The 2,150-nt window shown below is 36.5% G+C and carries 3 protein-coding genes; all 3 read left to right on the top strand.

What is annotated here, in order from left to right:
- The first annotated feature begins 53 nt into the window (after positions 1–53).
- Positions 54–263: an HAD family hydrolase gene (locus tag AC3DU7_RS32050; RefSeq protein WP_488043266.1), complete on the top strand. Its 210-nt coding sequence runs from the start codon at positions 54–56 to the stop codon at positions 261–263.
- 140 nt (positions 264–403) lie between these two features.
- A complete protein-coding gene (locus tag AC3DU7_RS32045) occupies positions 404–1,405 on the top strand; it encodes an NAD(P)H-dependent glycerol-3-phosphate dehydrogenase (protein WP_488043265.1) in 1,002 nt (333 codons plus the stop codon).
- Positions 1,406–2,004: 599 nt separating this feature from the next.
- A partial coding sequence (locus tag AC3DU7_RS32040) for a helix-turn-helix domain-containing protein (protein ID WP_488043267.1) occupies positions 2,005–2,150 on the top strand: 146 nt, incomplete at its 3' end.

The following is a 2,150-nucleotide window of genomic DNA, read 5'->3' as shown; positions in this document are numbered from 1 at the left end:
CCAAAGCTCATGCAATCATTCATGGGTAAGTTTGGGTAAGTTTAGTAGAACGGTTGAATAAAGACAATGTAATTCCAGCAGGAGATTCTCTCAATGACTTATCTTTGTTCAAAACTGGACTCAAAAGTGTTGCAGTAGGAAATGCGGAATCGAAACTGGTAAAACACATTGTAACAATGGATAATGTTTATCACAGCCCTTATCCAGGCGCAGCGGGAATCTGGGATGGTTTGAAATATTACAGTAAACTCTTGGAGGTTTGAATAAGTTATATCATGTCCGGATAAGAGCGTGATAGAACTCCGGTCCACTTACGCGACCAAAAAAACTTTCTCCTTTTCCTCCTCTTCTTTCTTCCCTCCTGACTCCTCCGTAATTAATTAATAAATCAAATTCATAAATTATGGTAAGTAACATATCCCAAGCTGATAAAAGAAGAGAAATTATTAGAACTTTAGATTCTGCTTATCCAGTATTCAACGAAAAGGCAACCTTAGCGATTCTAGGTGCAGGTGCATGGGGTTCTGCTTTAGCAAAATTGGCTGGTCATAATAAACATAAAATACATTTATGGTCTCGTAGCTTGAATGTCAATTTATCAGAAATACTCCAAGATGTTCATATTATAGTTTCGGCAATTTCTATGAAAGGAGTGAATGAAACGGCAGAAAAAATCAAAAAAATTGGATTATCAGAAAAGGTAATTATTGTCACTGCTACAAAAGGATTAGATCCAGCAACAAGGCGGACGCCTTCTCAGATTTGGGAAGCTGATTTTCCTAATAATTCAGTTGTGGTTTTATCTGGTCCTAATTTATCAAAAGAAATTAATGATAAATTACCTACTGCAACGGTAGTTGCTAGTAAAAATAAGGCAGCAGCAACAACAGTACAAAATATTTTTGCTTCTGGTTTATTTAGGGTTTATAGTAGTCCCGATCCTATTGGTACAGAGTTAGGTGGAACTTTGAAAAATGTTATTGCTATTGCTGCTGGAGTTTGTGATGGTTTGGAACTTGGTACTAATGCTAAATCAGCTTTGTTAACTCGTGCTTTGACAGAAATGATTCGGGTTGGTAATCATTTGGGCGGACAAACTGAAACTTTTTTTGGGTTATCTGGTTTAGGAGATATGTTGGCAACTTGTAATAGTTCTTTGAGTAGAAATTATCGGGTTGGTTATGGTTTAGCTCAAGGTAAAAGTTTGGAGAAAATTTTAGATGAATTACAAGGTACTGCTGAGGGTGTTAATACTACGAATGTTTTGATCGATCTTGCTTATCGAGAAGAAATTCCTGTGCCTATTTCTCATCAGGTTTTTCTTTTATTAAATGGAAAAATTACTCCAGAAGAGGCAGTAGAAACTCTGATGGGAAGAGATTTGAAAGCTGAATTTTGTGATTGATTCTTAATAGTAGTCGAAGCAAAGGTTAGGAAGGATCAAAAGCCGAAAACTTAGACAAAGCAATATTTTTCATTTTTCTTTCTTCCTTCTTCTAAATCTGATAAAAAACATAGTATAGCGCTACAAGTTTAGGTTAGGACATTCCTAAATCCACCAAACCCACTCACAGTTTACTTTTGCCTGTTGCCTGTTGCCTGTTGCCTAGCGCGTAGCGCTATAAAACTCAGCCTAAGAGTAAAAACTAGCTAGGCAGTAGAACTAATATAGGAAAAATTTATTGGATATAGAAACTAGGAAATGGCAATACTGCTGATACCATGCTTGTCTATGACTTCGACATATTCAGGAGGAGAAGATTCTATCTCCAAACCTGGGAAAACTTGACGGATAACCTGAATATGAGGCTCAACTTCAATCTAAAGCCTTGCTCCGCCAGCCTGACTGCAATTTGGCTTGTGGGGCTATCAACAGTATTAAAATAATTGGACAAAGTGAGACACAATTAGACATTTATTGTGATACGCTAGATTTATGTCTAACTTATTAACTAGATATGAAACAGTAGAACTGCGCGCTTAGTGCCAACAAAAACAATAATTATGAAATCCTTTAAAACTAAGCTAAAAATTAACAATCAACAAAAAACAATACTTGCCAAACACGCAGGAGTTGCACGTCATGCTTATAACTGGGGATTAGCAACTTGTATAAAAGAGTACGAAGAAACTAAAAAACGCCCAAGCGC

This window comes from Okeania sp., from assembly GCF_983059655.1.
Note: the sequence above shows the minus strand (reverse complement) of the source record. Positions and strands in the feature narration are given on the sequence as shown.

What these genes read in the sequence shown, in the direction of transcription:
- AC3DU7_RS32045 (WP_488043265.1), top strand. Translation starts at nt 404, where the DNA reads ATGGTAAGTAACATATCCCAAGCTGATAAAAGAAGAGAAATTATTAGA.